Raw genomic sequence first — 22,280 nt, 5'->3', positions numbered from 1 at the left:
AAATCATCCACCTATGACAAACCAACTCGACAAAAAATCCCAAGCCTGGTCCGCGCTCTTTTCTGAACCCATGAGCGAGTTGGTCAAGCGCTACACCGCCAGCGTGTTCTTTGACAAACGCCTTTGGCAAGCCGACATCACCGGCAGCCTGGCTCACGCCGAGATGCTGGCCGCACAAAACATCATCGGTGCCAGCGACCTGGCCGACATCCAGCGCGGCATGGCCCAAATCACGCAAGAGATCGAATCTGGCGCGTTTGAGTGGAAGCTTGACCTCGAAGACGTGCACCTGAACATTGAAGCGCGCCTGACCCAGTTGGTGGGCGATGCGGGCAAACGCCTGCACACCGGCCGCAGCCGCAACGACCAAGTGGCCACCGACGTGCGCCTGTGGTTGCGCAGCGAGATGGACCTGATCATCGATTTGCTGGTGGACCTGCAAAAGTCGCTGGTCGATGTGGCCGAGCAAAACGTCGAAGTCATCATGCCGGGCTTTACCCACCTGCAAGTGGCCCAGCCCGTGAGCTTTGCGCACCACCTGCTGGCCTATGTCGAGATGTTCAGCCGCGACGCCGAGCGCATGAGCGACGTGCGCCGCCGCACCAACCGCCTGCCTTTGGGCAGCGCCGCACTGGCCGGCACCACCTACCCACTGGACCGCGAACGCGTGGCCCGCACTTTGGGCATGGTCGATGAGCAAGGCAACGCGCAGGTTTGCCAAAACAGCCTGGACGGTGTGAGCGACCGTGACTTCGCGATCGAGTTCACCGCCGCAGCCAGCCTGTGCATGGTGCACATCAGCCGCTTCTCTGAAGAGCTGATTTTGTGGATGAGCCAGAACTTCGGCTTTGTGCGCATTGCCGACCGCTTCACCACCGGCTCGTCCATCATGCCGCAGAAGAAAAACCCCGATGTGCCCGAGCTGGCACGCGGCAAAACCGGCCGCGTGGTCGGTCACCTGATGGGCCTGATCACCCTGATGAAGGGCCAGCCCCTGGCCTACAACAAAGACAACCAGGAAGACAAAGAGCCGCTGTTCGACACGGTGGACACGCTCAAAGACACCCTGCGCATCTTCAGTGAAATGGTGGGCGGCCAGGTCAACCCCGCCACGGGCCAGAAAGAAGGCGGCATCACCGTGAACGCGGCCGCGATGGAAGCCGCCGTGAAAAAAGGCTACGCCACCGCGACCGATTTGGCCGACTACTTGGTCAAAAAAGGCCTGCCGTTTCGCGATGCCCACGAAGTGGTGGCCCACGCCGTCAAGACGGCCCAAGGTCTGGGCGTGGACCTGTCAGAGCTGCCGCTGGAAACCCTGCAAAAGTTCGACAACCGCATCGAAGCCGATGTGTTTGGCCCACTCAGCCTGCAAGGCTCGCTGAATGCCCGCAACACATTGGGCGGCACAGCGCCTGCGCAAGTGCGCTTGCAGATTGCACGGCACCGCGCTCGCTGGGCCTGAACTTCCAGCCGCTGCCTTCAGCCAAGCATCCGCCCCCTGATCAGCCCCCTGCTGAACCCGGGGGCGGCACATCACGCCCCAGCATCCGCTGCCCCAGCCACTTGAGGCCTTCGCCCACGTTCATGCGGCGACTGAGCTGCTGGGCCACGGGATGGGCTTCACCCGCTTGCAGGGGCAGGCCAATGTCAAATGAAAAGACATAGTCGGGCTCCTGGCCCATCCGCAGGTCGGTCACGACCAGGTTATCGCTGTGGCGCTGCACCTTGAAAAAACCGTCGGTAAACCGCGCCAAGCGCTGCAGCTGCGGGTGATGGGCATGTTGCGAGGCCAGCGCCCCGCCGCGCTCGTGCGCCTCAAACCGAATGGCCCGGCCGCCATCCATCAGTGCGTAAAAACCTTCGTGAAAGCGCTCGCCGTCGAGCGCCACCACACGCCACACCAAGGTGCTCAAGGGCGCGGGCGTGACCAGCAAGTGCTGACTGGGCAAGCCTTGCGCCTGAAGCGACTGACGAGCGTGCTGCGTCACGCCCCATTGCGCCAGTGCGCTCCAAGCCAGGTAGGCGGTGCTGAAAGCCAAGGCCCAGCCATTGATGCGCAAAGCCCGACCCACTGTTTTGACGCGCAACGCCGCCACCACACCTGCCAGCAAGGGCAGTGAATAAACCGGGTCAATGATGAACATGCTGCCCAAGCCGTAGGCCTCATCGGTGAACGGCTGAAACACCTGGGTGCCGTAAATCGTCATCAAGTCCAGCAAAGGGTGCGTGACCAGCGCCAGCATGATCGCCCACCACCAACGGCCATAAAGCTGGGGCTGACGGTGCAAACGACTCACCCCCCACGCCATCGGGAAGGCAAAGAGCGTGAGCAAAAGCAATGCATGGCTCTCGGCGCGATGCCGAATCATGTTCAAGATAGGGTCGCCGTGGTCTATCAGCACATCCAGATCGGGCAGCAGACCCGCCACGCCGCCCCAAAGAGCTGACTTCCACAGCGCGGTGCGCCGCCCCATCACGGCCACGCCAATCGAGGCGCCCAAAAGTACTTGTGTGACGGAATCCATGGTGCAGGCTTGAGGCGTGTGAATTGACGAAGGTCAACACGATAACGGCTTTTGCATGCCCTCAGCCCTTACAGGCCGTTGCACGGGCCGTTGGTGCCTGACCAGAAAGATCTACACCTGCGCCGGATCGCCCCACCTTTGACCTGCATCAGACAAACCTGCGTCAGCCACTTTTAAAAAGGAAGGCTCCAAACACGAGGAGACAGGTCATGACACCAGCACGCTATACCCGCAGCATCCCCACACTGGACGCGGTGCCCAGCACCTTGCTCGTGCCCTTGGTGGCCAGGGCACGTGGGGGCTCGATTTTTCCGTGGCTGGAGCCGCACGACGCACAGGCCAAGCAGGTGCTGAAAAACAGCCACAAGCTGGTAGACCCGTTGCTGCAAGACCGCACCTCGGTGCTCAACGTGCTCTGGCGCACCCGTCTGATCAAGCAAATTGGCGATGCGTTCTTCCAGCAGCACCCCGAGGCGTTGGGCATCAACCTGGGCGCGGGTTTGTCGGATTATTTTCAGTGGCTGGACAACGGCCACAACCACTGGCTGGATGTCGATCTGGAGCCCGTGGTGGCCATGCGCCATGTGCTGCTCAGCCGGCAATCGGATACGGCGCAAAACGGCCACATCGATCTGAGCCAACCGGGCTGGTGGCAACACCTGCCTTTCATCGTGCGCGAGGCCAATGAACCGCTGCTGTTGGTCTGCGAAGGAGTGCTGATGTACCTCACGCCCAAGCAGGTCAAGGCCGTGCTGCAGGAAATTGGCGAGAACGCACATGAAGGCTCACAACTGGTGTGTGACTTCATGACGCCCCTAGGCATTGGCCAGGCCCGCTTGGCTCCCAGCGTGTCGGGCACCGGGGCCGAGTTTTTATGGGGTGCCCACAACGGGCTAGAGGTGGCCAGACAGCACCCCCGCCTGGAGCTTTTGGCCCAACACACCGTGGCCGAGGCCTATGGCCCCGCTTGCTGCTGGGCCGAGATGTGCATCAGCCCCTGGACAGGCGGGCCCCAGTACGGCTTGGCGCACCTGCAAATCTCCGAGCCTTGAAACGGGGCCTTTACCCTGAATCGCCCCCCTGGCCTGCAGCCCACAGGCTTGGCCTGATAATGCGGCCTTACTTTGCGCAGCCTTGTTCACTTCAACGCCATGACCACCACCGCAACACCCGCCGCCGCCCCCTCCCAGATGCCCTGGACCGACTCGCTCCACACGGGGGACGCCCGCATGGACGAAACGCACCAAGAGTTTGTGGACATGATCAACCAAATTTTGGCCACCCCTGAAGACCAGCAACTGCCGGTTTACAAAGCGTTTTTGAATCACACGGTGGAACACTTCGCGCAAGAAGAGCGCTGGATGCTGGCCACCGGGTTTTCGGTCGACAACTGCCACGCAGAACACCACGCCACCATTTTGGAAACAATGCGTGTGGTCGAAGCGCACTACCTGGACAGTGACACCACCATCATCACCCGCATGGCCGAAGCGCTGGCCGAGTGGTTCCCCGGTCACGCCAACAGCATGGACGCGGGCCTGGCCGCGCACCTGAAATCGGTGGGTTTTGACAGCGTGACCGAAACCCTGGCCGACCCTTCCGCCATCAAAAACGTGACCATGTCGGGCTGCGGCAGCGTCAGCTGCAGCTGATGCAGGCGGGGCCAAGCCAGCGGCCCCAAGAAATTTCAAACCCGCTGTCCCAAGTTTCACAGCCCCCAAGCCGTTGGGCGGCTAGGATACCTGTTGATTTGAACAATTGACATCCTTTCGGAGACTGCCCCATGCCCGTGATCACCAACATCGAAGACCTGCGCGTTTTGGCCGAAAAACGCGTGCCGCGCATGTTTTATGACTACGCCGACAGCGGCTCATGGACCGAGGGCACCTACCGCGCCAACGAAGACGACTTCCAAAAGATCAAGCTGCGCCAGCGCGTGGCGGTGAACATGGAAAACCGCACCACCGCCACCAAGATGGTCGGCATCGACACCAAAATGCCCGTGTGCATTGCCCCCGTGGGCCTCACGGGCATGCAGCACGCCGACGGCGAAATGCACGCGGCCATGGCGGCGAAAAAATTCGGCATCCCCTTCACGCTGTCGACCATGAGCATCTGCTCGATTGAAGACATCGCAGCCCACACCCAAGCGCCGTTTTGGTTTCAGCTCTACATGATGCGCGACCGCGAGGCCATGGCCCGCATGATCGACCGCTGCAAGGCCGCCAACGTGAGCGCCATGGTGCTCACGCTCGATTTGCAGGTGATTGGCCAGCGCCACAAAGACCTGAAAAACGGCCTGACCGCGCCACCCCGCCCGACCATTGCCAACATCATCAACCTCATGACCAAGCCGCGCTGGTGCTTGGGCATGGCGGGTACGAAACGCCACACCTTTGGCAACCTGGTGGGCCACGTCAAGGCCGTGACCAACATGAAGTCGCTGGCCTCGTGGACCAACGAACAGTTTGACCCGACGCTCAACTGGGAAGACATCGCCTGGGTCAAGAAGCAATGGGGCGGCAAGCTGATCTTGAAAGGCATCATGGACGTGGAAGACGCCAAACTGGCGGTGGCCAGCGGTGCCGATGCCATCGTGGTGAGCAACCACGGCGGTCGCCAGCTCGACGGCGCACCCAGCAGCATCGAAGCCCTGCCCGCCATCGTGGCGGCCGTGGGCGACCAAATCGAAGTCTGGATGGACGGCGGCATTCGCAGCGGCCAGGACGTTTTGAAGGCCTGGGCGCTGGGCGCAAAAGGCACCATGATCGGCCGCGCCATGGCTTATGGCCTGGGCGCCATGGGTGAAGAAGGTGTGACCAAGGCCCTGCAAATCATCCACAAAGAACTGGACGTGACCATGGCCTTTTGCGGCCACACCAACATCCAGAACGTGAACACCAACATCCTGCTGCCAGGCACCTTTCCGAAGGCCTGATCCGCCGTCGCTCGCGCTATGCTTGCAGGGTGACCATCGCCCCGACAACGCACCCTGTGCGCCGCATCGCCCACCTCGACATGGACGCGTTTTACGCGTCCTGCGAGCTGCTGCGTTACCCGCAGCTCAAGGGCTTGCCGGTGGTCATTGGCGGCGGCCGCCGCAAAGAAGACGACCTGCTGGGCAAGCTGCAAGCGGCATATCCAGAAGGCGAATGGACCGAAGAGACCTTTGCAGAGCGGCTGGACCGCATCCCGGTGGACTTTTTTCCGCGCATCGAGGGCTACACCGGGCGCGGCGTCATCACCACCGCCACCTATGCGGCGCGGCAGTTTGGCATTGGCTCGGCCATGGGCCTGATGAAAGCGGCCAAGCTCTGCCCGCAGGCCCTCTTGTTGCCGGTGGACTTTGAGCGCTACCGGCACTTTTCACGCACCTTCAAAAGCATCATTTTGGATATCGCCCCCGTCATGCAGGACCGGGGCGTGGACGAGGTCTACATCGACTTCACCGACGTGCCAGGCGGCCAGCGAGAAGGCGGGAGGGTGCTGGCGCGCTTGATCCAGAAAAGCATTTATGAAGCCACGGGCCTGACCTGCTCAATCGGCGTGGCGCCCAACAAACTCATCGCCAAGATGGCCAGCGAGTTCAACAAGCCCAACGGCATCTCCATCGTGCACGAGGCCGACCTGCAAACCCTGATCTGGCCGCTGGCTTGCCGCAAGATCAACGGCGTGGGCCCCAAGGCCGACGAAAAGCTCAAGGGCTTTGGCATCCACACCATTGGCGAGCTGGCCGCACGCGAGCCGCACTGGCTGGTGGAAAACTTTGGCAAAAGCTACGGCGCCTGGCTGCATGAAGCCGCCTGGGGCCGGGATAACCGCCCGCTCGAAACCGAAAGCGAACCCGTCAGCATGAGCCGCGAAACGACGTTTGAGCGCGACCTGCACGCCGTGCGCGACCGCGAAGAATTGGGCGCGGTGTTCACCCGCCTGTGCCAACAAGTGGCCGCCGATTTGCAACGCAAAGGCTACGAGGGCAAGACCATCGGCATCAAGCTGCGGTACGACAACTTTCAGGCCGTCACCCGCGACCAGACCCTGACCGAGTACACCGCCGATGCCAAACACATCCGCCAAGTGGCGGGGCAATGCCTCAAGCGGGTGGACCTGTCACGCCGCCTGCGGCTGCTGGGGGTGCGGGTGGGGTCACTGGTCAAGACCGTGACAGCGCAGCCCCCCATCGCCGCTTACAGTGAAACACCCGATCAAGACCCTCCTCAAGTGAATGACCATGGACAAACTCAGCTGCTTTTCCCTCTCGACTGAAAACCACATCGCCCACCTGGTGATGAACCGCCCCGAGGCGATGAACACCATGCACCCGACCTTTTGGCGCGAACTGCACGAGGTGCTGACCGACATCCACAAAGCGGGCACCGCTCGGGCGCTGGTCATCTCCAGCACCGGCAAACACTTCAGCGCGGGCATGGACCTGCAGACCTTTGGCAGCGCTATTCATATGGACGACACCAGCGCCGAAGGCCGCTCTGCGGTGTACGACCTGCTGACCGACATGCAGCACACCTTCACCTTATTTGAAGAGCTTCGCATCCCGGTGATTGCGGCCATCCACGGTGGTTGCATTGGCAGTGGTTTGGACATGGTCACCGCCTGCTGCATGCGCTACGCCTCGGCCGATGCCTTCTTCTGCATCCAGGAAATCAACATCGGCTTGGTGGCAGACGTGGGCACCTTGCAGCGCCTGCCCAAGCTGCTGCCCATGGCGCTCGTCAAAGAACTGGCCTACACCGGCCGCCGCATGAGCGCCGACAAGGCCCTGACCCACGGCCTGGTGAACGAGGTGCTCCCCACCCACGAAGCCACCGTGGCCGCCGCCTTGCAAGCGGCCAAAGAAATCGCCAGCAAACCACCCGTGGCCATCTGGGGCACCAAGCAAGTGCTGCACTACGCCCGCGACCACAGCACCGAAGACAGCCTGCGCCACATGGGCTGGCTGCAAGGCGCGATCTGGAGCAACGCCAACGTGCGCGAAGCCATCAGCGCTTTCCAGCAAAAACGCGAGGCAAACTTCGCACCGCTGCCAGCGCTCAAGGGGTTTCGGGAATTTGGCTGACAAGCGCCCATGAAAATCTTCCACAACACCCACCACGCCGAGCACGCAGGCCGCCAGGAAATGTTCCGGGGCCGCTTGGTCGATTGCCACGAGGTGCCCGACCGTTTGCGCTATGTGCTGGATGAACTGCAACGCCGCCCGGTGGGGCAGTTGCTGACACCCGATGCAGCGCTGAATGTGGATGCCGCCATGGCCCGCGTTCATGCGCCGGACTATTTGGATTTTTTGGCCCATGCCTGGGACGACTGGGTGGCGCTGGACCCGGCCAATGCGGCGGTGGACGCCCTGCCCTCGGTCTGGCCGCTGGCCTCCAAACACGGCTTTCGCAACGACGCGCCGCCGCTCAACTTTGCGGCGCGGCTGGGGCAGTACGCGTTCGACTCGGGCACGCCCTTGATGGCGGGCAGCTGGGCCGCTGCACGCGGGGGCGCGGCTTGCGCACTGGCTGCAGCGCAGGCGGTGCTGGGTGGTGAGCGATTCGCCATGGCCTTGACGCGTCCGCCAGGCCACCACGCAGGCCCCAACTACATGGGCGGTTATTGCTTCATCAACAACGCCGCTGTGGCTGCGCAGGCCCTGCGCGACGGCGGGCTGCAGCGCGTGGCCGTGCTCGATGTGGATTACCACCACGGCAACGGCACGCAGACTTGTTTTTACGAGCGCAGCGATGTGTTCACCGCATCCATCCACGGCGATCCGCGCACCGAATACCCCTTCTTTTTGGGTCATGCCGACGAGCGCGGGCACGACGCGGGCGAAGGCTTCAACCTGAACCTGCCGCTTCCGCGTGGCACCGGGTTTGACGGTTGGTGGGCCGCGCTGAAAACCGCTTTGCAGGCGGTGGCTGACTTTGCGCCGCAAGCGCTGGTGGTGCCGCTTGGGCTGGACACGTTTGAGGGCGACCCGATCTCAGGCTTCAAGCTTCGCAATGCCGATTACCTGCAGCTGGGCCGCGCCATCGCGCAACTGGGGCTGCCCACGGTGCTGACCTTTGAAGGGGGTTACGCCGTGGCCGAGGTGGGGGTGAACACGGTCAATGTGTTGCAAGGTCTAAAGGCCTGAACTCGTCAGCTCCTGTTGGTTAACTTTAGTATACTTTTTAAGTATTGATAAAAGCTTCGAAAGATCCGACATGTCCTATCGGCCCCGCTTGTTAATTGGCTTGTTTTTGTCATTGTTGCTGCACACAGCACCTGGCTGGTCGCAATCGAAAAACCTGGCCCCAGGTTTTACCCGGCTGCCAGATCAAGCCAAAGTGGTGATCATGCCCGCCGATGTCGAGCTTTTTTCGATCAGCGCAGGCGGGGTACAAGAACCACGCGCCGACTGGACCGAACAAGCGCAAAAAAACCTGCAACAAGAATTGCTCAACCAACGCAGCAACTTGGCCCGCCAAGTCAGCCCGCTCAAGGCTGAATTGCACGACCCCATGGCCGAACTCAGCGGCCTGCACGGGTCAGTGGCCCAATCGATTTTCATGCACCACATTCAGGGCATCTCCAAGCTGCCCACCAAGAACGGCGAACTGCGCTGGACTTTGGGCGAAGCCGTCAAAGACTTGCGTGACCAAAGTCAAGCCGATTACGCCTTGTTCGTCTGGATTCGTGACACCTACGCCAGCGCCGAACGCAAGGCGGCCATGTTTGCCATGGCGCTGCTGGGAGTGGGCCTGACTGGCGGCACGCAAGTAGGTTATGCCTCTTTGGTGAATCTGAAAGATGGTCAGGTGGTTTGGTTCAACGGCTTGAACCGCGCCAGCGGTGATTTACGCGAAGCCAAGTCTGCTGAAGAAACCGTGCAGATGCTGCTGAAAAACTTTCCGCGGAACCCCTGAAATGGTGCCGCCGCACATGCACCGACGCGGGTTTTTGCGGGCCAGCTGCTGCCAAGGTTTAGGGCTCACAGCTTTGCTGGCCAGCAGCGCTGGCTGGGCTCAAAACACAACCACTGAAGCGACCAAACCAGACAACTGGGAATCGCTGTTGGGCAGCCGGTTTAGCCGCCCGCCCATTGACACCGACGAAGGCGGCCTGTGGGCCATGATGGACCGAGAAGAAACCCGCTTGCGCCGCAGCTCGCAGGTGGTGCGCGATGCACAGCTGCAAGACTACTTGCGCAACATGGTCTGCCGCTTGGTTGGGGACCATTGCCCAGACATCCGGGTGCACATTGTTCGCACGCCTTACTTCAATGCCACCATGGCACCCAACGGCATGATGCAAATCTGGAGTGGCCTGCTGCTGCGTGTGGACAACGAGGCGCAGTTAGCCGCCGTTGTGGGCCACGAAATCGGCCACTATCTGGAACGCCATTCGCTCGAACGCCTGCGCGACTTCAAATCGCGCGCAGCCTTTGGCCAATTCATGGGTCTGTTTGGGGCTGTGGGCGCTTTGGCGCAATTGGGCGTTCTGGCTGGGGCTTTTGCTTTTTCCAGAGAACACGAAACACGCGCAGATGCGATTGGCATGCGCTTGCTCAAACGGGCAGGCTACCGCGCTCAAGAAGCCGCATTGGTTTGGGACAACCTGCTGGGAGAGTTGCAAATTCGCGGCGGCGAAGACGTCGGTCGGCGCAGCCCCATGATGGCCACACACCCTCCCGCAGCCACACGGCGCGACGACCTGCTGAAGTTGGCCGGAGACGACTCGGGCGCGACCCATGCCGAGAACTTGGCCAAAGTTTTGGCCCCGCATCGCTTGGATTGGATGCACGACGAAATCCGGCGCGGCCAGCACGAAGAAAGCCTGGTGCTTTTTGGGCGCATGTTGAAAAACAACGAGCGCGATGCGCAGGCTTGGTATGCGCGTGGTGAGATTTACCGCCAACGCGGACAAGCTCAAGACTTGCCATTGGCCCTGCAACATTTACAGCAAGCGCTTCAAGTGGGCGAAGCCCCCCCGGTCACACACCGCTCCTTGGGTTTGCTGCATCAACAGCAAGCCCAAAAACCCGAAGCCTTGGCTTCATTCATCAAATACCTGGAACTTGCACCCGAAACGCCCGATGCGGCCTTGGTGCGCAGCTACATCACGGAACTCCAATCATGAAAAAATTCGCCACCCGTACGCTGACCCTGACATTGATTTGGCTGTTAAGCGCTTGCACCACCGTCACCCAAGTTGAAGGGGAGCAGCGCCTGGGCAACCGACTGAGTGTGAAACTGACCGATGCTTGGAACAAATTTTCCCAGCCCTCCAGCGTGCCCTACGAGGTCTGGACCCAAGAAGGCATCATGCTGGACCAATTGCGCATTTGGGCCGCCATCAAAGCCGACCAAGCTCTGATCCACAAGCCCGCATCGGACGGCCAAAAAGCGGCCAAAGTGCCCGTCTTTAAAACCGACTTGCGGCCAGACCAATGGGTGGGCTTGCTGGAGACCGCTTACGCATCCGATGGCTCGGTGGTCACGATAGACAAGGTCGAGCCCAGCACTTGGGCAGGGGCCAAGGCGGTACGGTTCGAGTTCTCCATGACGCGCAAATTCGACGACCTGAACTTCCGGGGTGTCGGTTGGGCCACCGTACAAGACAAACAGTTTTTTGCCGCCGTCTTTACAGCCCCTCGCCTGCACTTTTACCAGCAGCTCATGCCCAAAGCAGAAGCCGTCATCAAGTCCGCCCGCTTCATACCTTAAAGCCACTGCTCACTGCCGCGCTGACCCAGCCACCAACCATTTAGTGACTCCCACAGCACTACCCCAGACAAAAAACAGAGAACTTTCAGTTACGATCCAAGCTCACTTTCTGAGTACCAAATGGGTCTTAACTGGAACGAAATCAAATCCAGGGCATTGCTTTTCAGCAAGACCTGGGCCGATGCCTGCAACGAAGACAGCCAGGCCAAGCCCTTTTGGATCGATTTCTTTGAAATCTTTGGCATCACCAACAAACGCGTTGCCACCTTCGAGCTGAACGTCAAAAAGCTCGGCGGTGCGCAGGGCTTTGTGGATTTGTTTTGGCCCGGCGTGCTGTTGGTGGAGCACAAGTCTCGCGGCAAAAACCTGGACGACGCGGTGGACCAAGCCATTGGCTACCTGCACAACCTGCCCGAGCGCGACCTGCCCCAGCTGGTGGTGGTCTGCGACTTTGCCCGCTTTCGGGTGCGGCGCCTGGCCACGGGCGAGACGGTCGAATTTGAACTGCAGCACCTGCACAAACACGTCAAGCTCTTTGGCCTGCTGGCGGGCTACAAGGTGCAAGACATTCGGGCAGAAGACCCGGTCAACATCAAAGCGGCTGAGCGCATGGGCCGCCTGCACGACGCCCTGAAAGCAAGCGGCTACAGCGGCCACGCGCTGGAAGTGCTGCTGGTGCGCCTCCTGTTTTGCCTGTTTGCCGACGACACCGGCATCTTTCAGCCCGCGCAATCGTTCCGCGACTTTGTCGAAGAACGCACCGCGCCCGACGGCTCGGACCTGGGGCCGCGCCTGGGGCAACTGTTTCAAGTGCTCAACACGCACGAGGGCCAACGCAGCCCCAACATTGACGAGCAGCTGGGCAAGTTTGCGTACATCAACGGCAAGCTGTTTGAAGAAACCCTGCCCATGGCCGACTTCAGCACCGCCATGCGCGAAGCCCTGCTGGACGCCTGTGCGCTCGACTGGTCGGCCATCAGCCCCGCCATCTTTGGCAGCCTGTTCCAAAGCATCATGGACGAAAAGGCCCGCCGCAACCTGGGGGCGCACTACACGTCTGAGGCCAACATCCTCAAGCTCATCAAGCCGCTGTTTCTGGACGAACTGCACACCGAGTTTGAACGCGTCAAGGGCAACCGCAACAAGCTGTTTGAGTTTCACAAAAAGCTGCGGCAACTGACGTTTTTTGACCCGGCTTGCGGGTGCGGCAACTTCTTGGTCATCAGCTACCGCGAACTGCGCGAGCTGGAGCTCAAGGTGCTTCGAGCAGACCACGAACTCAGCGCCCACAAAGGGCAGCTGACGGTGGACGTGCATGCCCTGATTGGCGTGAACGTGGACCAGTTTTACGGCATCGAGATCGAAGAGTTTCCGGCGCAAATTGCGCAAGTGGCCCTGTGGCTGGTGGACCACCAGATGAACCTGCGCGTGAGCGAGGAGTTTGGCCTGTACTTTGTGCGCATCCCGCTCAAAAGCACACCCGGCATCCGCCACGCCAACGCGTTGCGGCTGGACTGGAGCGAGGTGCTGCCTGCGGAGCGGTGCAACTACTTGCTGGGCAATCCGCCGTTCTTGGGCAAGACCTACCAAAGCAAAGAGCAAAAAGCCGACTTGGCTGCGGTGATGCAAGGCATTCATGGCGCAGGCGATTTGGACTTTGTGTGCGGCTGGTATGTGCTGGCCGCGCAATACATGAAAAGCACGGGCACGCAAGCCGCGTTTGTATCGACCAACAGCATCACCCAAGGCGAACAAGTGGCCGTGCTCTGGGGCGAGATGCAGCGCCTGGGAATGCACACCCAATTTGCGCACCGCACATTTCAGTGGAGCAACGAGGCCAGCGGCAAAGCCGCTGTGCATTGCGTGATCGTGGGCTTTGGCCCCGAGGATCATGCGGTCAAAACCATCTACGAATACGAAGACATCAAAGGCCTGCCGCATGCGGTGCCCGTCAAGCGCATCAATGCGTATTTGGTGGATGCGCCGGATGTGTTGCTGAACAAGCGCCGCACACCCATTTGCCCAGTACCTGAGATGACCAATGGCAGCAAACCAACCGATGGTGGGCATTTGCTGCTAGACGAAGCCGAAAAAGAACGTCTGATCAGGGAGGAGCCACAAGCCGAGAAATGGATACGCCCCTTCTTAGGTGCGGAAGAGTTCATCAACAAAACAGCGCGTTGGTGTCTGTGGTTGGTTGGCTGCCCACCAAAAGAACTGCGGCTGATGCCAGAAGTGATGAAGCGAGTTCAATTGGTCAAGGTGATGCGCCTTGCCAGCACTAAAGCATCAACTGTTATGTTATCCAGCACACCTTCATTATTCGGAGAAATTCGCTCAACCAAGGGTAGCTATCTTTTAGTGCCACGAGTTAGTTCGGAGAAGAGAACATACATCCCCATTGGATTCATTGATCAACAAGTTATTGCTAGCGATGCAGTACAAGTTGTTTTAGATGCAGGTTTGTTTGAATTTGGAATTACGACCAGCGCCATGCACAACGCTTTCATGCGCTTCACCTGCGGGCGGCTTGAAAGTCGGTTCCGCTACTCCAACACCATCGTCTACAACAACTACCCCTGGCCCGGCTTCGCTGGCGAACCACTCAGCGACAAACACCGCAACGCCATCGAACAAGCCGCGCAATGCGTGCTCGATGCCCGCGCCCAATTTGCAGACGCCTCACTGGCCGACCTGTACGACCCACTGACCATGCCCCCGGCCCTGCTCAAGGCCCACCAAAAACTAGACACCGCCGTAGACGCCGCCTACCAACCCAGCGGCGGCAAAAAGTCCTACGCTTCCGACGCCGAACGCGTGGCCTTCCTCTTCGAGCTGTACCAGAGCATCACCAGCTTGCTGCCTGCAGCAGCCACCAAGAAAACACGAAAAACCAAAGCTACAGAGAGTTGATAAATGTTGGGAAATATCCGAAGGATGCATTTATGCGATGACCTGCATAAAAAATTTAATTTATTGAAATCAATATTTTCAAAGGCGGATTCAAGTACGAGGTGCAACAAAGATGAACCCGGTGATGGGTGGCTGAGGATGTCAAGGCATCATGGCCACTCAAACCGCCAAGTCCAAGTTGCCAGATGTACAAGCACCTCAGCCGAGAAGAACGATACCAAATTCACAGCCTTTTGAAAGCCAAACAGACCATTAGCGAGATTGCCCGATCCCTGGGCAGGAACCGCAGCACCATCAGCCGCGAACTCAGCCGTGGTCGTGGCCAGCGTGGCTACCGCGCCGAACAAGCCTGCGCCAAGGCGTCTGAGCGAGCACAGCGCAGCCGTAATGCCCGCCGTGTAGATTCCAAGGTCTGGTCCGATGTGGATTTCTACCTGGGCATTCAATGGAGCCCCGAGCAGATTGCAGGCAAGGTGGCGGTCAGCCATGAGAGCGTCTATTTGCATGTCTATGCGAACAAGGCTGCCGGTGGTGATTTACACACGCACCTGCGCAGCCAAAAGCCCCGGCGCAAACGCCACCTGTGCGGGCGTGACAGGCGTGGCCAGATCCCGAACCGCCGCCCGATCAGCGAGAGACCAAGTCACATTGAAGATCGCAAGCAAGTGGGCCACTGGGAGGGAGATACCGTCATTGGCGCGGCTCACAAACAAGCCATCGTGACACTGGTAGAACGCAAGAGTGGCTTTGCTGTGCTGGCCAAAGTGCCCAACAAGTCTGCCGATTTGGTGGGCCGGGCCATTGAAGCCAAGCTCAAGCCCGTGAACTCACGGGTGAAGACCTTGACGGTGGACAACGGCAAGGAGTTTGCCGATCACCAGGCCATCGATCAGGCCCTTGGCATCCAGACTTACTTTGCCGATCCGTATTGCAGCTGGCAGCGCGGCAGCAACGAGAACTTCAATGGTTTGCTGCGCCAATACATTCCCAAAAAGCGGCGCATGGAAACTGTCACCGATGAGGAGTTGACTATGATCGAAAACAGATTGAATCACCGGCCCAGAAAGCGGCTCGGATTCAAGACGCCATACGAGGTGTTTCACGCCTCGTTGAACCGTGTTGCACTTCGTCCTTGAATCCACCAAATCATTAAAAAGGAAATTCAATGGGAAAAGAAAGAACACTACGCGTGGGTGGCTTGAATATCCGAGTGCACACCAAGCATGCTGCCGATGAATATGCCGCACTCTGGAAAGCACTCCACAGACTTCGTCTGCCCACAACTCGGGGCGTCAACGCGATCATGATTGGCAGCGTTGATTCACTGGTTGATGCGCCTGATTCACCGTTAATAGGTTCCCTCTACCGCTTCACCAACATCAACCCCGATGATCCATGGTTTGATATTGACGAACACAAAGAAGCAGATGCCAACGATGTTGCAGAGGTAAAAATCCCAACAAATCTAAAGCCAAACTTGAAGGAGTACCCGTACCTCTTTGACATAAAAAAACACAAGTTGTTTTTCAAGTCAGGAGGGCATGACGGCGGCATCTCATCTTTGCTTGTGCAAAAGATGCTTCAAAACCTCAGCGGACGACCAAATATCGTTCGTAGGTTTGGCGGTGTCGACCTTACAGTCATGACAGAACATGGTGTCTTGGAACGACTATTACAGTGGCCTGAGATACGCCAGATTGAACTCGTTCTAGAGCGACCTAACCCCACCGACTTCGATGATGACCAGAGCTTCTATGAGCGCCTGAACCGACGAAGCTTGAAAAAAGAAGTCACTACTTTTGTCAAGGCTAATGAAGAAAAAACCATCACGCCTGACGAAGAGATGCAGAAGATGTTCAAGATTGCCGTAAACAACGGCAAGTACACCCAAAAAGGAAAGAATGCAGAGGGCGTCATTGAGACTGCCTCCTCTGTGAAATATCCACTCAAAGAGTCCACCACTTACGACCCCGATGTCACAACCGAACGGGATGCGTTCATTCAGGTAGCTCGCCGCTTGGCTGCTTGAGCAATGTCTAGCAGTCACAAAGCCAAAACCGATCTCGATATTGCTAAGCTGGCTTGGACGAACATGGGCGGCATCGCAGCAATTTGGAAGTCCTTTGACTTTCGGATTGCTCTTGCTGTCAGCCTTTTGTGCTGGCCGGCTTGGCTTGCGCCTGATTGGTGGAAAAATTCCATTTCTGTGCTGCCAAGTTTGCTGGGTTTTACCTTGGGTGGATTCGCAATTTTTCTTGGCTTTGGTAGTGACCAGTTCAAAGAGTTGATTGCACGAAAAGACGAAGCGAAGTCGGAATATCTGAGCGTTAGTTCAACATTCCTGTTCATCGTCGCAGTCCAAGTTTTTGGATTGCTATACGCCATCATCTGTGAGTCTCTTTGGGTTCCAACGCCTTCATGGCTCAAGCAAGTCAGCCCAATCCTGCCTTACCTAAATTACATGGCCTGGTTTGTCGGCTATTTCCTTTACGTGCTGGGGATTGTGCTGAGCTTAAGGGCAGCAATACGAATCTTCAGAGTTAGCCGCTGGTACAACAGCTTCCTAGTCACCAACTCCGAAAAAAACGGTGACATTCAAAATTAGTCTAAAACTATGTGTGCCGGTACCTGGCTGAAACTTGAAGACTGGATGACTTGAACACCAACAACTGAGCGACAAGTTGCCAAACTGAACATCTATCGATCAGGATGTCACTGGCCCCGCTTTAGCTAATACAAAAACTTTATGTGGCCGTCAAAGGCTCCATGCGCACCACGGCACGCGCTCCCACGGCACTGGCAAAGCGTTGGACTGTCCGCATGGATGGCGTGCCCCGGCCACTCTCGATGCGAGCTACCACGCTTTGGGTCGTGCCCATGCGTGCAGCCACATCGCCTTGCGTCAGGCCCGCTTTCGTGCGTGCAGCAATCAGTTCACGGGCCAGCTCAAACTCGGGCGCTTGTGCGTCATAGGCTTGGCGAACGACGGGGTTGGCCAGCAATTGTGCTTTTACGTCTTTCAGGCTTTTCACGTCGATTCCTCCAAGCGTTTCAATGCGGTTTCAATCGCGCTTTGTGTTGTTAGCTTACCGCGCCCATTTTCCAGCAATTGCAATCGCAAATTCAAATATGTTTACCCAAATCATCCGCTGCTCGGTAGCCCCCCACCCCCTTCACATACGCCAGCAACTCCACAAAAAACGGATGCCTGCAAAGCGTGGACGAATCGCCCACCAGCAGCAGCTTGCGCCGTGCGCGGGTCATGCCCACGTTCATGCGGCGGATGTCAGACAGGAAGCCGATCTCGCCTTGGGGGTTGCTGCGCGTCAACGTGATGGCAATGATGTCGCGCTCTTGGCCCTGAAACGAGTCGACGGTGCCCACGCTGAGCCTGCGTTGCAGCAGCAAACCGTTCAGCACTTCGCTGTCTTCGATGGCGTCTTTTAAATAGTTGATTTGGGCGCGGTACGGTGCAATGACGCCGATGCTCAGCGGCGTGTGTTGGTGTTCGTCGTGTTCGGCGGCGTCGTAGGGCGCCAGCAGCTGCGCCAGGCGCGCCAGCAGCAAGTGGGCTTCTTCGGGGTTGGCTGTTGAGCGGCTCTCAGGTATGGCCACTTCTTGGTAACCACAGCCCGCCGTGTCGATGAATTCCACCGGCAGGTCGGGCGCAAAACGCAGGTCATAAGCCTCCAGGCCCGCGTGGCGCACGCTGGCGTGCGGCACCAGTTGGCCGCCATAAAACTTCTCAGAACTGAAGCCCATGATCTGCTCGTGCATGCGGTATTGCGTGGTGAGCATGCGGGCCGTGTTGGGTTGGCGCTGGATGCACTTTTCAAACAAGGTTTCGCGCAGGCCTTCGCAGGCGGCTTGTTCGCTTTTCACGGTGGGCGGCAGCTGGTGGTGGTCGCCCGCCAATACAATGCGCTGGCCCTTGGCAATGGGTATCCAGCAACCCGGCTCCAGGGCCTGGGCGGCTTCGTCAATGAAGACGGTCTCAAAGCTCAGGTGGCGCATGTGGCGGTGGCTGGCACCCACCAGCGTGCAGGTGATGACCTGCACCGATTCGAGCACGTCTTCGGTCATGAAGCGCTCCAAATCGTCGGCAGCCTGGCGCAGCGTGCGCGCTTCTTCACGAAGCTGTTGGCGGTGCTGTCGCCCCTCAAATCCAAAATTGCGAACGCCTTCTTTGGTCAGTTCACTGGCCGTGTCTCGGAGCTGCTCAGCGGTTTGGCGCATCGCGTGCATCTTGGCGTAGCTGGGGTGGGCCATCACCCCGGCGTCGAGCGTGTGCTTGAGCAGCAGCTCCGACACGCGGCTGGGGTTGCCCATGCGGATCACGTTCACACCGCGCTCGGCCAGCTTTTCGGTCAGCAGGTCCACGGCGGTGTTGGAGGGGGCACACACCAGCACGCGCCGCTCACGCCGGATGGTTTCCAAAATGACTTGCACCAGCGTGGTGGTTTTGCCTGTGCCGGGCGGGCCGTGGATGATGGCCACGTCTTGCGCCGAGATCACATGGCGCACCGCCACCAGCTGCGAGTCGTTGAGCGCACTGGGGTAAAACAGGTCGTCGGCTTTGGGCTCGCGGTAGCTGGCCTGCCGCACGCCCAGCAGCACGTCGCGCAGTTCGGCCAAGCGGTTGCCGTGTGCGCCGATGACGTCGTTCATGGCCTGGTGCATCTCGCGGTAGCTGACCTCGTCAAAGGTCAGGTCAATGCCGAGGGTGCTTCCGTTTTGGGTGCTGCCGTTGAGTGTGCTGGCGTTTTGTACCCAATCGGGCAGCTCTTCTTTGGTGGTGGCCAGCACCAGCTTGTTGCGCCGCACGCTGGTCACCACGCCGCTCAACACAGGTCGGTCAGGCCCCGAGTAGCCAGGCGCATTGCTGAACACACAAGCGTTTTTGCCCACCTGAAACAAGTGCAGGTCTTGCCGATGCGCCGGCCGCTCCAGCTCCAGCACCACCTTGCCCCCAAAACCAATGTCTTCTTGGGTGATGGTGACGGGGTACCAAGTCAGGCCACGCCGACGCCGCTCTTTGATGCTGGCACTGGCGTTTTTAAGCTTGAACTGCGCCTGGTCTTCCTTTTGCTCCAGTTGCATGAGGGCGCGGACATGGCGCAACTCATGTTGGACATCCCGTTCGAGAGCGCAAGGGGCGGTGGGGGTGGGGTCTTGGTCAGCCAAAGGTAAATGGGAAGGCACAAGGACTTTAGTTGGTGAGTGCTGACCAGTTGCTCAGGGGCTGCACGACTTGGTAGAGAGGCTCGTCGATGTCAAGGCACATCGCCCGCCTGCGCAGATGCGGGCAAGCCAAAGACCCGGTCGAAGCACCAGGTGAACGCGATGGCATAAAAGAAAAAGAACGCCAACAGGCCCAAGTTGGCCACCAAAGCAGCAGTGGGCGAGATGTCGAGCCAAAGCGACATGACGGGCAAAAGGATGATGACCAAGCCGCCTTCAAAACCGGCCCCGTGGGCCAGCCGCCTGACAAAGGAGCGGCCGCGCACGGATTGGCGAGACTCCCAGCGCTCAAAGAGCCAGTTGAAGACGTAATTCCACGTCAGCGCAATGCTCGACAACACAACCGCCAGGCCCAAAGTGGAGGCAGGCGACTTGTCAAAAGCCAAGCTCAACACGGGCCCGACCACGGCGATGGCAATGGCCTCGTACAAAAGGGCCTGGAGAACGCGGCGGGTGGTGGGGGTCATGTTGGGGAACGAGGTGAATGCGTTCACTGCCGCGCCGTGCGCACGTTGGGCGGCAACTTGCCCGGTGCGCTGGTGCGCCAGGGGTTGATGTCCAGCCCGCCACGCCGGGTATAGCGGGCGTAGACCGTCAGCTGGGTGGGTTTGCAGCGCGTCCAGATGTCCATGAAGATGCGTTCGACGCATTGCTCATGGAACTCGTTGTGGTTGCGAAAACTCACGATGTATTGCAACAAGCCCGCTTGCTCGATCTGCGGGCCGCTGTAGCTGATTTGCACGCTGCCCCAGTCGGGCTGGCCTGTGACCAGGCAATTGCTTTTGAGCAAGTGGCTGACCAGGGTTTCGGTCACGGGCAGTTCTTCGGCGTTGGCGCTCAAGAGGTCCGGCGCGGGTTCGTAACGCGTGCACTCAATGTCCATGCGGTCCAGGTTCAAGCCGTCGAGTTCGTGCACGGGTTCGGCGTCAAAGTGCTCCTGCAGCAGCAGCTTCACGCCCACACTGGCCTGCACCGCGCCGCCGTGCCAGATGGCGGCGCTGATGTCGCGGCGGATCATGTCGCGCACCAGGTCGGCGCTTTCAAGACGCGTGTTGTTGAAGCTGTTCAGGTACAGCTTGAAGGATTTGCTCTCCACGATGTGCGTGCTTTCGGCGGGCACGGTGATGTGCGCCAGCGCCACCTGCGGCTTGCCTTTGGTGTTGAGCCAAGACAGCTCAAACGCGGTCCACAAGTCGGCCCCAAAGAACACGGGCTGGCCGGTGACGCCGATCTCGGCGCGTTTGGTGGCACGGGGAATGGGGAACAGCAAACCCGCGTCGTACTGGTCCACATAGGCGCTGGATTTGCCCAGCTGAGACTGCTCGGGGGTGTGTTCTGGAGAGTTCATGCCTGCACCTTGCGACGGAAAACGAGACGGTCTGGCTCGGACACTTGGGGGTCGTAGGCGTAGCCTTCCAGATCAAAATCCAGCAGCCCTTCGGGATGGGTGATCTTGTTTTGGATGGCATAGCGCGCCATCAAGCCCCGCGCACGCTTGGCGTTGAAGCTGATGATTTTGTATTTGCCACCCTTGAAGTCTTCAAACACGCATTCGATGACCCGCGCCTTGAGGGTTTTGCGGTCGACCGACTTGAAGTACTCCTGCGAGGCCAAGTTGACGATGACCGGGGTTTTGTCTTTGGCCAGCTGGGCGTTCAGGTACTCGGCAATTTGCGGACCCCAAAACTTGTACAGGTTGCTGCCTTTTTCTGTTTGCAGCGTGGTGCCCATTTCAAGGCGGTAGGGTTGCATCCAGTCCAGCGGGCGCAGCACGCCGTACAAGCCACTCAAAATGCCCACATGGGTTTGCGCCCAGTCCAGGTCTTGCGCTGACAAGGTCTTGGCGTCCAGGCCTTCGTACACATCGCCATTAAAAGCCAGCACGGCTTGCTTGGCGTTTTTGGCGGTGAACTTGGGCGTCCAGGCTTCGTAGCGCGCCACGTTCAGGGCCGACAGCGCGTCCGACAAGTCCATCAGCTCGGCGATTTGTTGGGGCGACTTTTGGCGCAGCACCTCAATGAGGGCCTGCGATTGCGGCACGAACTGGGGCAGCGTGTGCGGCATGCCTGCGGCGGGTGTTTCGTAGTCCAGAGATTTGGCGGGTGACAATAAGAACAACATGCTCGACATCCTTTACTTGGACGATTATCTCGCCATCGTCAACAAGCCCGCCGGCTGGTTGGTGCATCGCACCCCGCTGGACAAGGGTGAAACCCGCTTTGTGCTGCAAACCCTGCGCGACCAAATTGGGCAACACGTCTGGCCCGTGCATCGGCTGGACAAAGGCACCAGCGGCGTGCTGCTGTTTGCGCTGGATGCCGACACGGCCCGCACCCTCGGCCAAGCCTTTGAAAGCGGCGAGGGTCTGCAAAAAACCTACTGCGCCGTGGTACGGGGCTGGCCAGCCGATTCGGGCCTGATCGACCACCCTTTGAAGCGCATGCCCGACGACATGCGCACCGAGCGCACAGAAGTGCAGCCCGCCCAAAGCCGCTTTGCCACACTGCGCCATTTCGAGCTGCCGCTGCCCCATTCCCAACCGCAGCAAGGCTTTGCCAGCACCCGCTGCGCCGAAGTGGCTTTGGAGCCGCTGACAGGCCGCCGCCACCAGCTGCGCCGCCACATGAAGCACATCGCCCACCCGATCATTGGCGATGCCACACACGGCAAGGGGCCGCTGAACCGGGCGGTGGCTGAGTTGCTGGGGCTGCAGCGGCTGTGGCTGCATGCGGAAAGTCTGGAATTGCCTCACCCGGTCAGCGGGCAGCTGTTGCGTTTGGCAGCGCCCCTGCCAGGCGATTGGGGAGTTTGGGATGCTTTTGCCACGCGGGCATCCGGCTGAATTCAGAAAACCTTCGCGACGAGGGCATCGCCCCTACAAAGGGAATGTCCC

Annotated in this window: 21 protein-coding genes; 15 read left to right on the top strand and 6 right to left on the bottom strand. The window is 59.4% G+C overall.

The genetic code is table 11. From position 1 onward, the window contains the following. Positions 1 to 13: 13 nt before the first annotated feature. Positions 14 to 1,462 (top strand): argininosuccinate lyase, encoded by a 1,449-nt coding sequence (gene argH / locus ACZ5SR_RS05345; RefSeq protein WP_464450531.1) that lies wholly within the window; start codon positions 14 to 16, stop codon positions 1,460 to 1,462. 40 nt (positions 1,463 to 1,502) lie between these two features. Here the strand turns inward: argH and ACZ5SR_RS05340 are convergent, their stop codons facing one another. Next, positions 1,503 to 2,525, bottom strand: coding sequence for a metal-dependent hydrolase (locus ACZ5SR_RS05340; RefSeq protein WP_464450530.1), 1,023 nt, complete (start codon positions 2,523 to 2,525; stop codon positions 1,503 to 1,505). Positions 2,526 to 2,734: 209 nt separating this feature from the next. On the opposite strand from ACZ5SR_RS05340, the gene ACZ5SR_RS05335 reads away from it, so the two are divergent. From ACZ5SR_RS05335 to ACZ5SR_RS05275, 13 genes are all read left to right on the top strand, one after another. After that, positions 2,735 to 3,577 carry a class I SAM-dependent methyltransferase gene (locus tag ACZ5SR_RS05335; protein ID WP_464450529.1) on the top strand — a complete coding sequence of 281 codons (843 nt, stop codon included), beginning with the start codon at positions 2,735 to 2,737 and terminating at the stop codon, positions 3,575 to 3,577. Positions 3,578 to 3,676: 99 nt separating this feature from the next. Then, positions 3,677 to 4,177, top strand: coding sequence for a bacteriohemerythrin (locus ACZ5SR_RS05330; RefSeq protein ID WP_464450528.1), 501 nt, complete (start codon positions 3,677 to 3,679; stop codon positions 4,175 to 4,177). Between the two features lie 131 nt (positions 4,178 to 4,308). Next, positions 4,309 to 5,463 carry an alpha-hydroxy acid oxidase gene (locus ACZ5SR_RS05325; protein WP_464450527.1) on the top strand — a complete coding sequence of 385 codons (1,155 nt, stop codon included), beginning with the start codon at positions 4,309 to 4,311 and terminating at the stop codon, positions 5,461 to 5,463. A gap of 80 nt (positions 5,464 to 5,543) precedes the next feature. After that, positions 5,544 to 6,791 carry a DNA polymerase IV gene (gene dinB / locus ACZ5SR_RS05320; RefSeq protein ID WP_464451020.1) on the top strand — a complete coding sequence of 416 codons (1,248 nt, stop codon included), beginning with the start codon at positions 5,544 to 5,546 and terminating at the stop codon, positions 6,789 to 6,791. After that, positions 6,757 to 7,599 (top strand): enoyl-CoA hydratase-related protein, encoded by an 843-nt coding sequence (locus ACZ5SR_RS05315; RefSeq protein WP_464450526.1) that lies wholly within the window; start codon positions 6,757 to 6,759, stop codon positions 7,597 to 7,599. Before dinB ends, ACZ5SR_RS05315 begins: the two co-directional genes overlap by 35 nt. 9 nt (positions 7,600 to 7,608) lie before the next feature. Next, positions 7,609 to 8,661 carry a histone deacetylase family protein gene (locus tag ACZ5SR_RS05310; RefSeq protein WP_464450525.1) on the top strand — a complete coding sequence of 351 codons (1,053 nt, stop codon included), beginning with the start codon at positions 7,609 to 7,611 and terminating at the stop codon, positions 8,659 to 8,661. Positions 8,662 to 8,731: 70 nt separating this feature from the next. Continuing rightward, positions 8,732 to 9,433: a hypothetical protein gene (locus tag ACZ5SR_RS05305; RefSeq protein ID WP_464450524.1), complete on the top strand. Its 702-nt coding sequence runs from the start codon at positions 8,732 to 8,734 to the stop codon at positions 9,431 to 9,433. A gap of 1 nt (position 9,434) precedes the next feature. Further along, complete coding sequence (locus ACZ5SR_RS05300; RefSeq protein ID WP_464451148.1) at positions 9,435 to 10,646, top strand: M48 family metallopeptidase; 1,212 nt, start codon at positions 9,435 to 9,437, stop codon at positions 10,644 to 10,646. Further along, positions 10,643 to 11,233 (top strand): hypothetical protein, encoded by a 591-nt coding sequence (locus ACZ5SR_RS05295; RefSeq protein ID WP_464450522.1) that lies wholly within the window; start codon positions 10,643 to 10,645, stop codon positions 11,231 to 11,233. The genes ACZ5SR_RS05300 and ACZ5SR_RS05295 overlap by 4 nt, the downstream gene beginning before the upstream one ends. Positions 11,234 to 11,353: 120 nt before the next feature. Next, positions 11,354 to 14,146, top strand: a complete 2,793-nt coding sequence (locus ACZ5SR_RS05290) for a DNA methyltransferase (RefSeq protein WP_464450521.1) — start codon at positions 11,354 to 11,356, stop codon at positions 14,144 to 14,146. Between the two features lie 185 nt (positions 14,147 to 14,331). Further along, positions 14,332 to 15,282 carry an IS30 family transposase gene (locus ACZ5SR_RS05285; protein ID WP_464448415.1) on the top strand — a complete coding sequence of 317 codons (951 nt, stop codon included), beginning with the start codon at positions 14,332 to 14,334 and terminating at the stop codon, positions 15,280 to 15,282. 29 nt (positions 15,283 to 15,311) lie between these two features. Further along, positions 15,312 to 16,175 (top strand): DUF4747 family protein, encoded by an 864-nt coding sequence (locus tag ACZ5SR_RS05280; RefSeq protein ID WP_464450520.1) that lies wholly within the window; start codon positions 15,312 to 15,314, stop codon positions 16,173 to 16,175. Positions 16,176 to 16,178: 3 nt separating this feature from the next. After that, on the top strand, positions 16,179 to 16,751 hold the full coding sequence (locus ACZ5SR_RS05275) for a hypothetical protein (protein ID WP_464450519.1): 573 nt from the start codon (positions 16,179 to 16,181) through the stop codon (positions 16,749 to 16,751). 139 nt (positions 16,752 to 16,890) lie between these two features. Here ACZ5SR_RS05275 and ACZ5SR_RS05270 read toward each other — a convergent pair whose 3' ends face one another. The 5 genes from ACZ5SR_RS05270 to yaaA all read right to left on the bottom strand — a co-directional run bounded on the left by ACZ5SR_RS05270 (position 16,891) and on the right by yaaA (position 21,508). Then, entirely contained in the window at positions 16,891 to 17,178 is a 288-nt protein-coding gene (locus tag ACZ5SR_RS05270) for a helix-turn-helix domain-containing protein (RefSeq protein ID WP_464450518.1), read from the bottom strand. A gap of 91 nt (positions 17,179 to 17,269) precedes the next feature. After that, complete coding sequence (locus ACZ5SR_RS05265) at positions 17,270 to 19,246, bottom strand: IGHMBP2 family helicase (protein WP_464451147.1); 1,977 nt, start codon at positions 19,244 to 19,246, stop codon at positions 17,270 to 17,272. Positions 19,247 to 19,419: 173 nt separating this feature from the next. Then, positions 19,420 to 19,854, bottom strand: a complete 435-nt coding sequence (locus ACZ5SR_RS05260; protein ID WP_464450516.1) for a PACE efflux transporter — start codon at positions 19,852 to 19,854, stop codon at positions 19,420 to 19,422. Positions 19,855 to 19,877: 23 nt separating this feature from the next. After that, positions 19,878 to 20,735 (bottom strand): NADPH-dependent 7-cyano-7-deazaguanine reductase QueF, encoded by an 858-nt coding sequence (gene queF / locus ACZ5SR_RS05255; RefSeq protein WP_464450515.1) that lies wholly within the window; start codon positions 20,733 to 20,735, stop codon positions 19,878 to 19,880. Then, positions 20,732 to 21,508: a peroxide stress protein YaaA gene (gene yaaA / locus ACZ5SR_RS05250; protein ID WP_464450514.1), complete on the bottom strand. Its 777-nt coding sequence runs from the start codon at positions 21,506 to 21,508 to the stop codon at positions 20,732 to 20,734. Before yaaA ends, queF begins: the two co-directional genes overlap by 4 nt. On the opposite strand from yaaA, the gene ACZ5SR_RS05245 reads away from it, so the two are divergent. Further along, positions 21,507 to 22,229, top strand: coding sequence for a pseudouridine synthase (locus ACZ5SR_RS05245; protein WP_464450513.1), 723 nt, complete (start codon positions 21,507 to 21,509; stop codon positions 22,227 to 22,229). The two genes, yaaA and ACZ5SR_RS05245, sit on opposite strands and share 2 nt — an antisense overlap. The last annotated feature ends 51 nt before the right edge of the window (positions 22,230 to 22,280 follow it).

This window comes from Limnohabitans sp. TEGF002 (assembly GCF_055395845.1).
Note: the sequence above shows the minus strand (reverse complement) of the source record. Positions and strands in the feature narration are given on the sequence as shown.

What these genes read in the sequence shown, in the direction of transcription:
- ACZ5SR_RS05310 (WP_464450525.1), top strand. Translation starts at nt 7,609, where the DNA reads ATGAAAATCTTCCACAACACCCACCACGCCGAGCACGCAGGCCGCCAG.
- ACZ5SR_RS05300 (WP_464451148.1), top strand. Translation starts at nt 9,435, where the DNA reads ATGGTGCCGCCGCACATGCACCGACGCGGGTTTTTGCGGGCCAGCTGC.
- ACZ5SR_RS05330 (WP_464450528.1), top strand. Translation starts at nt 3,677, where the DNA reads ATGACCACCACCGCAACACCCGCCGCCGCCCCCTCCCAGATGCCCTGG.
- ACZ5SR_RS05260 (WP_464450516.1), bottom strand. Translation starts at nt 19,854, where the DNA reads ATGACCCCCACCACCCGCCGCGTTCTCCAGGCCCTTTTGTACGAGGCC.
- ACZ5SR_RS05285 (WP_464448415.1), top strand. Translation starts at nt 14,332, where the DNA reads ATGTACAAGCACCTCAGCCGAGAAGAACGATACCAAATTCACAGCCTT.
- dinB (WP_464451020.1), top strand. Translation starts at nt 5,544, where the DNA reads ATGGACGCGTTTTACGCGTCCTGCGAGCTGCTGCGTTACCCGCAGCTC.
- ACZ5SR_RS05335 (WP_464450529.1), top strand. Translation starts at nt 2,735, where the DNA reads ATGACACCAGCACGCTATACCCGCAGCATCCCCACACTGGACGCGGTG.
- ACZ5SR_RS05290 (WP_464450521.1), top strand. Translation starts at nt 11,354, where the DNA reads ATGGGTCTTAACTGGAACGAAATCAAATCCAGGGCATTGCTTTTCAGC.
- ACZ5SR_RS05295 (WP_464450522.1), top strand. Translation starts at nt 10,643, where the DNA reads ATGAAAAAATTCGCCACCCGTACGCTGACCCTGACATTGATTTGGCTG.
- ACZ5SR_RS05245 (WP_464450513.1), top strand. Translation starts at nt 21,507, where the DNA reads ATGCTCGACATCCTTTACTTGGACGATTATCTCGCCATCGTCAACAAG.
- yaaA (WP_464450514.1), bottom strand. Translation starts at nt 21,508, where the DNA reads ATGTTGTTCTTATTGTCACCCGCCAAATCTCTGGACTACGAAACACCC.
- ACZ5SR_RS05340 (WP_464450530.1), bottom strand. Translation starts at nt 2,525, where the DNA reads ATGGATTCCGTCACACAAGTACTTTTGGGCGCCTCGATTGGCGTGGCC.
- queF (WP_464450515.1), bottom strand. Translation starts at nt 20,735, where the DNA reads ATGAACTCTCCAGAACACACCCCCGAGCAGTCTCAGCTGGGCAAATCC.
- ACZ5SR_RS05305 (WP_464450524.1), top strand. Translation starts at nt 8,732, where the DNA reads ATGTCCTATCGGCCCCGCTTGTTAATTGGCTTGTTTTTGTCATTGTTG.
- ACZ5SR_RS05315 (WP_464450526.1), top strand. Translation starts at nt 6,757, where the DNA reads ATGGACAAACTCAGCTGCTTTTCCCTCTCGACTGAAAACCACATCGCC.
- ACZ5SR_RS05280 (WP_464450520.1), top strand. Translation starts at nt 15,312, where the DNA reads ATGGGAAAAGAAAGAACACTACGCGTGGGTGGCTTGAATATCCGAGTG.
- ACZ5SR_RS05325 (WP_464450527.1), top strand. Translation starts at nt 4,309, where the DNA reads ATGCCCGTGATCACCAACATCGAAGACCTGCGCGTTTTGGCCGAAAAA.
- argH (WP_464450531.1), top strand. Translation starts at nt 14, where the DNA reads ATGACAAACCAACTCGACAAAAAATCCCAAGCCTGGTCCGCGCTCTTT.
- ACZ5SR_RS05275 (WP_464450519.1), top strand. Translation starts at nt 16,179, where the DNA reads ATGTCTAGCAGTCACAAAGCCAAAACCGATCTCGATATTGCTAAGCTG.
- ACZ5SR_RS05265 (WP_464451147.1), bottom strand. Translation starts at nt 19,246, where the DNA reads ATGCAACTGGAGCAAAAGGAAGACCAGGCGCAGTTCAAGCTTAAAAAC.